At 41.4% G+C, this 7,172-nt stretch carries 8 protein-coding genes; 4 read left to right on the top strand and 4 right to left on the bottom strand.

Features of this window, described 5'->3' with window-relative positions; genetic code table 11:
• Positions 1 to 651: 651 nt before the first annotated feature.
• Positions 652 to 1,476, top strand: coding sequence for a tetratricopeptide repeat protein (locus VB711_RS00505; protein WP_323283711.1), 825 nt, complete (start codon positions 652 to 654; stop codon positions 1,474 to 1,476).
• Between the two features lie 139 nt (positions 1,477 to 1,615).
• Here VB711_RS00505 and VB711_RS00500 read toward each other — a convergent pair whose 3' ends face one another.
• Positions 1,616 to 1,876 (bottom strand): DUF6439 family protein, encoded by a 261-nt coding sequence (locus VB711_RS00500; RefSeq protein ID WP_323283710.1) that lies wholly within the window; start codon positions 1,874 to 1,876, stop codon positions 1,616 to 1,618.
• An 85-nt stretch (positions 1,877 to 1,961) separates the two neighbouring features.
• On the opposite strand from VB711_RS00500, the gene VB711_RS00495 reads away from it, so the two are divergent.
• From VB711_RS00495 to VB711_RS00485, 3 genes are all read left to right on the top strand, one after another.
• Positions 1,962 to 2,330, top strand: coding sequence for a hypothetical protein (locus VB711_RS00495; RefSeq protein WP_323283709.1), 369 nt, complete (start codon positions 1,962 to 1,964; stop codon positions 2,328 to 2,330).
• 155 nt (positions 2,331 to 2,485) lie between these two features.
• On the top strand, positions 2,486 to 3,877 hold the full coding sequence (gene asnS, locus VB711_RS00490) for an asparagine--tRNA ligase (protein ID WP_323283708.1): 1,392 nt from the start codon (positions 2,486 to 2,488) through the stop codon (positions 3,875 to 3,877).
• Positions 3,878 to 4,097: 220 nt separating this feature from the next.
• Positions 4,098 to 4,970, top strand: coding sequence for a hypothetical protein (locus VB711_RS00485; RefSeq protein WP_323283707.1), 873 nt, complete (start codon positions 4,098 to 4,100; stop codon positions 4,968 to 4,970).
• Between the two features lie 28 nt (positions 4,971 to 4,998).
• Here VB711_RS00485 and VB711_RS00480 read toward each other — a convergent pair whose 3' ends face one another.
• The 3 genes from VB711_RS00480 to VB711_RS00470 all read right to left on the bottom strand — a co-directional run.
• Positions 4,999 to 5,874 carry an MBL fold metallo-hydrolase gene (locus VB711_RS00480; RefSeq protein WP_323283706.1) on the bottom strand — a complete coding sequence of 292 codons (876 nt, stop codon included), beginning with the start codon at positions 5,872 to 5,874 and terminating at the stop codon, positions 4,999 to 5,001.
• A 290-nt stretch (positions 5,875 to 6,164) separates the two neighbouring features.
• A complete protein-coding gene (gene surE, locus VB711_RS00475; protein WP_323283705.1) occupies positions 6,165 to 6,962 on the bottom strand; it encodes a 5'/3'-nucleotidase SurE in 798 nt (265 codons plus the stop codon).
• A 25-nt stretch (positions 6,963 to 6,987) separates the two neighbouring features.
• On the bottom strand, positions 6,988 to 7,172 hold a 185-nt coding region (locus VB711_RS00470), incomplete at its 5' end, for a hypothetical protein (protein WP_323283704.1).

Here is a 7,172-nt window from a genome sequence, read left to right as displayed (position 1 = left end):
TCGGACTTGTTAATACTGCATCTGTGGCCTTCCCCAACGAATCATAGATATACTCACAACGGTTGAGACATGGACTTTTGTATAATCACGAAAAGCCTAGATTTATAATTAAACGGGCGGTTAGAAACCGCATCTACACAGGCAAAACCCACACTATGGCTAACGCCACGCTACGCTATCGGCAAGCTCAGTGACCGCCTACGTGGGTTTCCAATCCTTGATTTTTCGTTAGTCCGCGCAGGCGGACTTTGTTTGTGTAGCCGTGACTTCTAGTCGCCAGGGCTTAAAACTACCCGGAGAATCAAACAATTAAGCCGTGTTGGGTATACCTTGGCGGAATTTTTCTAGTTGTGTCAGGATCATCATGTCAATGATTTATTGATTACTTTCATTGACTTTACGCCAGTCAGTGTCACTGCTGACTGCTTTTCTTTAGCTTTTTAGTCCAAAGTCCAGTAGGAATTTGGGGCTTGAAACTTAGACTAAAATGGAGTTTCCAGACTTATCCCGCTCCACCTGTTGGCAATCATCTTCCGCTTCTGGAGAAAAAGTCAGATTTTGGAAATTAAACAAAATGTAGATTTCCGTCTAGAGTAGAGATGGTTTAAGCTATGTACAAGATTATTTGATTTGTGGTTAAGAGGCGATAGCGTGCCGAAAAAGGTTTGTTTGATTTCTTTTCTGGTTGCTTGTAGTTTGTGGAGTATGCCTAGAGCAGCCCAAGCACAGGCACTTATTCCCCATGTATTGCAACTCAATACAGCGCAGTTAGAGAAACAAGGTTTGAGCTTGGCACAGGAAGCGGCTCAATTAGTCCAGTTTCAACAGTTTGAGTTGGCTTTACCGCGAGCGCGGTTGGCTACTCAACTAGCTCCCAACAACGATAAAGTATGGCTGCTATTAGGTAGCTTACATTTACAAAATAAAGATTATAAGGCAGCGATCGCCGCTTTAAATCAATCACAAACACTAAACCCCCAAAACCCCGATGTGCTGTTTGCCTTGGGTTCAGCCAATTTTCAGCAGAAAAATTACCAAGCAGCGCTGTTAAATTATCAAGCTGGTTTAAAATTAAAACCCAATGATCCAGAAGGGTTATTTGATTTAGGAAATGCTTACCTGGTTTTAGATAAATTTCCAGAAGCGATCGCTCAATTCAATCAAGCGATCGCTCAAAATAAAAAATTCTGGCCAGCAATTAATAACATTGGTTTAATCAAGTATGAACAAGGAGACATCCCAGGAGCCATTCAAAAATGGCAGGAAGCCGTAGCCATTGACAACAAAGCCGCAGAACCTTTATTAGCTTTAGCTGTAGCCTTGTACGTCAAGGGTGATAAACAAAAAGGTCTAGAAATGAGAGACTCAGCCCTCCGCATCGATCAACGCTATGCCGATTTAGATTTTCTCAAACAAAATCTTTGGGGTACACGTTTACTCTCTGATACGGAAAAATTTCTACAAGTGAAGAGGTAATGGGTAATGGGTGATTGGTAATGGGTGATTGGTGATTGGTGATTGGTGATTGGTAATAAAAGATTATTGCTCCCCTGCCTCCCCTGCTTCCCCTGCCTCCCCTGCTTCCCCTGCCTCCCCTGCCTCCCCTGCCTCTGCCTCAACCTTTTCCATGACTGGGACAAGGAGGGGCAGAAATTGACTTATCTAGCCAGCCTACAGCCTGTTCTAATCGCGCTTGGGCTTCTTGGGGTTGATTTTTGACTAGAAATACCATTGCTGCGGCTAGTTGCTCACTAGCGCGGGCATTGCGGTTAGATTTGAGACGATGCCACTCATCAGGGGAGATAGTTAGCCTTTCCATCAGGGCTTGTGCTAATTCTAGGGTACTAATTTCTTGGAGTTGACTATTGTTAGACATAGAGATCAATTAATTAAAAATAAAAAATCAAGGAAAGACGTTACAGCCGTGATAGTGACTAACTATTCTAGCTTACTACTTGTCCATGAAACCACCAAAAAAATTAACCCAACCCTCAGCAGCAGAAAGTCAAGAACCCGACTTTGAACAAGAACTGGAAGAAGTAGAGCGATCGCTATTATTATTAAAAGAACGATATGCCCAAGTGCAGCAAGATCAACAACAACAGGCACAATGGCAACAAGAACTTAAACATCTGAAACAGAATCAGCATCAGACCCCAGAACTAAAAGCCGAGTTAAAACGTCTGGAAAAGCAGTTGGAAATCCTGGAAATTAACTTAGAAAGCCAGTTATTCTCCTGGAACACCATTAAAAGACCTTTTTGGCAAGCTGTCCGTTTTGGTGGATTGGGGATTATTATCGGTTGGATCTTAAAATCTTGTGAAGGATAAGGTAGAGCAGGAGTCAGCACTTTGGCTACGCTCAGTGACCGGAGTCAGGAGGAAGAAAGGAGAAATCATCTAAATCCTGATCAAATTGTGTACTTCATCTACCTGCAATATGCTGTATAGATACTGTCTTGTATTGTTTATAAAAGTTGGATAAAATGGTAAATCGACGAATAGCAGAAATTTTGCGGAGTAGCCAACCTGACGAATCTCTCTTAGTTCAAGGTTGGGTAAGAACAAAACGGGAATTGAAAGGGTTTGCTTTTATTGAAGTTAATGATGGTTCATCTTTAGCTAATTTGCAAGTCGTCATCAATCAAGATTTGTCAGATTACGAAGCCATATTAAAACAAATTAACACTGGGGCTTCCATTGAAGTCACAGGAGTGCTGGTGGCTTCCCAAGGTAAAGGACAACGAATTGAACTAAAAGCCGATTCTGTAAAAGTACACGGAGAAGCTGATCCCGATACCTATCCTCTGCAAAAGAAACGCCATTCCTTTGAGTTTTTGCGGACTATTGGCCATTTACGTTCTAGAACTAATTCCTTTGGTGCCGTCTTCCGAGTGAGAAATGCTTGCGCTACAGCAATTCACCAATTTTTCCACGAAAGAGGCTTTTTATGGGTACACACTCCCATTATTACCGCCAGTGATTGTGAAGGTGCAGGAGAATTATTCAGCGTCACCAGTTTGAATTTAAAAAATGTTCCCCGCATCCAAAACCAAGAGATTGATTACAGTCAAGACTTCTTTAGTAAACCCACCTATTTAACAGTTAGTGGTCAATTAGAAGCGGAAATTATGGCGATGGCTTTTACCAACGTCTACACCTTTGGACCCACTTTTCGCGCTGAAAATTCCAACACATCCCGCCATTTAGCAGAATTTTGGATGGTTGAACCAGAAATGGCGTTTTGTGATTTAGAAGGTGATATGGATTTGGCTGAGGAGTTTCTTAAACACATTTTTAAATATGTATTGGAAACCTGTCCAGAAGACATGGAATTTTTCAATGAACGCATTGATAAGACTGTTTTAGAAACCGCAAATAATATTATTAACAATCAATTTGAACGGTTAACTTATACTGATGCGGTTAAACTTTTAGAAAAATCTGATGTTAAATTTGAGTATCCTGTGAGTTGGGGTTTAGATTTACAATCGGAACATGAACGCTATTTAGCTGAACAACTGTTTAAAAAGCCTGTAATTGTCACAGATTACCCAGCAAAAATTAAGGCTTTTTATATGCGTTTAAGTGATGATGAACAAACCGTCCGCGCTATGGATATTCTCGCCCCAAAAATAGGAGAAATTATTGGCGGTTCTCAACGGGAAGAACGGCTAGATGTTTTAGAAAAACGGGTTTTAGCCCAAGGAATGAAACCTGAAGATTTGTGGTGGTATTTAGATTTACGGCGTTATGGTACTGTTCCCCACGCTGGTTTCGGTTTAGGTTTTGAGAGACTTGTGCAATTTATGACGGGTATGGGAAATATTCGAGATGTGATTCCGTTCCCCCGTACACCCCAAAGCGCGGATTTTTAGTGGTTTTAGGAGATCAAACCCCAGAGACGTTCCATGGAACGTCTCTACACTGAATAATTTATGATGGCGATCGCTATAACAAAATACAACAAATTGTTTTAGTATAATTTTATTTGGCAATCTGGCCAGTTCACTTATATAATTCTAGACTAGATGAAGTTTTTGAGAACGACATCCTTAATTAATAAGTCAGGGTACAAAAGCCATTATTAAACTACAAATGGTAGATCGGATTAACGATATTGCTTGGCAAGCCCACCAGGGTAGCGTGGCGGCGATTATTCAAGTCTTGAATGACCAACTAGCCAACTCTGGGGTCAGAACTAGAGCTATGTTTTCTGATGGGATCTTACAACTTTTGTGTGAGTCCGCTAAAACAGAACAGCTAGAACAGTCTACCCTGGTGCAACAAATTCAGCAAATTCTGGAATCTATTGCACCCCGTAATATTCGTCGGGTGAATATCAACAGTCGGATTGTTAGAGAAGACCAATTATTATGGTTGGAGGAAATTAACCGCGATCGCGAAAATCAATTACTCTGGTCGCAGGAAATTATTTTATCTCAACCAAATATCCTCAAGCAACTAATTCAAGATTTTACACACGCCTATGCTCAATCCACAAAACCGCTTTTAGCTCAACCTCAATCTGGACTGACTAACAAAAATAAATATAAAACTTTAACTTTAGCCAATACATTTACAATGGCTGCCGGTCTATGCTCACTCTCTTTACTGGGTTGGCTGGTTTATGCTGGCTTGAACAATCAATTCAAAAACATCATACCACTAGAAATTTTCCCATCTTTAAATACAGGAAACAAAAATACCTCAAAAACATCAACTCCTATCCCAACGGATGATGATCCCTTTGCGGAAGCTGTACGTCTTGCTAACCAAGCTTCCCTATCTGGGAAAACAGCTACAAATGCAACTCAGTGGCTAGAGTTGGCTGCTAAATGGCAAAGGGCTTCTGATTTAATGAATCAAGTCCCTCCTAGTCATGGCCGCTACCAGGAAGCTCAAATTCGCACTAAACTTTACATCAAATTTAGTGAGGCGGCACAGCAGGAAGCGAATAAAAAACCCTAGCTTCATCACAGTCTAGCCAGGGATAAACCTATACAGATTCAGATAGAGGTACTGTCACAGGAACTTGAAGTACCAATCCTTCCCTGGCCATGATTGCCCCAGAAAATTTTTCCAATGCTTCTTGACCAATCCGATCTAAAAACTCATCATTGTGAGTGGGATCGTGGTGATAAATTACTAGGGTTTTGACATTAGCGGCCTTGGCCATTTTGACTGCTTCTTGCCAAGTAGAGTGTCCCCAACCAATTTTGGGAAAGGACGGAGAGTAGTATTCTTCATCCGTATAAGTGGAATCATAAATCATGATGTCGGCATCTTGTGATAACCGTAAGATGTTTTCATCCAACTTATCGGGGAAATGTTCTGTATCTGTAATGTAAACAACAGCACCACCGCGCCAGTTAACTCGATATCCTATGGCTTCACCTGGATGATTCAAATGAGCCGTTTCCAGGGTAATGTCGTCAATGTGGATTGGTTTCCCTGGTTGGATATTGTAAAAGTTCAAATTAGCCTGCATTACCTGTAAAGGTACAGGGAAATTAGGGTGAAGCATTTGGTCGTTGAGACGCTGTTCTATTGTTGAACCATCAGGGGCGATCGCACCATAGATATTAAATTTATTACCCTTAATAAAGGCTGGGGTAAAAAAGGGAAACCCTTGAATATGATCCCAGTGAGAATGAGTAAAGAAAATATGGCCTTCTAATGGCATCTGGGACAATAATGATTGTCCTAGAACGTGCAGCCCTGTACCAGCATCAAAAATCAAGCGTTTACTGCCCACTTGCATGGAAATACAAGGAGTGTTACCTCCGTAACGGACAGTTCGTGGACCTGGACTGGGGATACTGCCCCTAACGCCCCAAAATTGTACTGTAAATTGATTCTCTATCCTAGACATGGGTGTTGTTTGCTGGACTGAGCAGGGGATCAATTAAAAATGTTACTTGTTTTGTTAAGTTTATGCTGTCTTACGACCTTTTTTAAAAGATATTTATTGTTAAGCAGGATTTTTGTTTCAGGTTAGTTCTGATTCAGGTACTGCCAGATAAAAATCTTAAAAGAGTGAGACTATATTACATTAAAGTTTATATCTCTTCAGTGATCTGAAGACGGGTTTTAGTTTTATCACCTAAATTGTGCTGCTATTGTACTGTTTTTAGGGCAAAAATTTTCGACTAAACATTAAGTTTAGGGAAATTTAAATTCCCATGTAGACAACTGATCAAGTCCGTTGGCATAAGTAAGATTATATTGCAATGGAGTAATGCTGATAAAGTTTTTGCGGATAACATGGATATCTAGGGGAATTTGGGGGGGTAAGTGCAGCCCTGGTGGTGGTTCGACTTCCTCTAAAACCTCTCCGGTTAACCAGTAGTAGGTTTTTCCTCTGGGATCAATTCGCTTATTAAAAACATCAACATAACGGCGTACTCCTTGACGGGTGAGGGTTACGCCGGCGATTTCTTCCCAGGTGACGGGAGGGATGTTGACATTAAGTAACATTAAATCTGGTAAAGGTTGGGTTGTTAGCTGCTCAAGTAAAAGTTTGGCAAATCTAGCTGCTGGTTGAAAGTCTTTGTGAGTATGGCTGGTGAGGCTGAAGGCAATACTGGGTATACCTTCGAGAGTACCTTCCATGGCGGCTGAAACAGTTCCAGAGTAAAGAATTTCTGTTCCTAAATTTGCACCTTGATTAATTCCCGATAAGACTAAATCAGGGGGAGAATCGAGTAATGCCCACAAAGCTAATTTTACACAATCGGAGGGAGTGCCATCACAAGCCCAGGCTTTGATTGAGGGGTGAAAAATTGATTCGACAATTTCAGCACGGATTGGTTGTTGTAGGGTAAGTCCGTGGCCAGTTGCCGATCGCTCTCGATCTGGACATACTACGCTGATATCATGGCCGGCTTCGGCCAAGCAATTAGCTAGAGTCCGAATCCCTAGTGCAGAAATACCATCATCGTTACTAATTAGTAATTTCATTAGTTTTAGAAATATCTCTCAATGATTATATAGCACTTACCATTCCTTGTTTAGGGCAGGGGGCAGGGGGCAGGGGGCAGGAGGCAGGGGGCAGGGGGCAGCAGGGGAGGTAGGGGAGGTAGAAATTATTGTTCATCTCTATAGAAAAATCGTTCATCTCTATAGAAAAATCGTTCATCTCTATAGAAAAATCGTTCATCTCCATAGAAA

Origin of the sequence: Cronbergia sp. UHCC 0137, assembly GCF_034932285.1 — a bacterium.
Classification (GTDB): domain Bacteria; phylum Cyanobacteriota; class Cyanobacteriia; order Cyanobacteriales; family Nostocaceae; genus Cronbergia.
This window is presented reverse-complemented; position numbering and strand designations above follow the sequence as displayed.

What these genes read in the sequence shown, in the direction of transcription:
- surE (WP_323283705.1), bottom strand. Translation starts at nt 6,962, where the DNA reads ATGAAATTACTAATTAGTAACGATGATGGTATTTCTGCACTAGGGATT.
- VB711_RS00495 (WP_323283709.1), top strand. Translation starts at nt 1,962, where the DNA reads ATGAAACCACCAAAAAAATTAACCCAACCCTCAGCAGCAGAAAGTCAA.
- asnS (WP_323283708.1), top strand. Translation starts at nt 2,486, where the DNA reads ATGGTAAATCGACGAATAGCAGAAATTTTGCGGAGTAGCCAACCTGAC.
- VB711_RS00480 (WP_323283706.1), bottom strand. Translation starts at nt 5,874, where the DNA reads ATGTCTAGGATAGAGAATCAATTTACAGTACAATTTTGGGGCGTTAGG.
- VB711_RS00500 (WP_323283710.1), bottom strand. Translation starts at nt 1,876, where the DNA reads ATGTCTAACAATAGTCAACTCCAAGAAATTAGTACCCTAGAATTAGCA.
- VB711_RS00485 (WP_323283707.1), top strand. Translation starts at nt 4,098, where the DNA reads ATGGTAGATCGGATTAACGATATTGCTTGGCAAGCCCACCAGGGTAGC.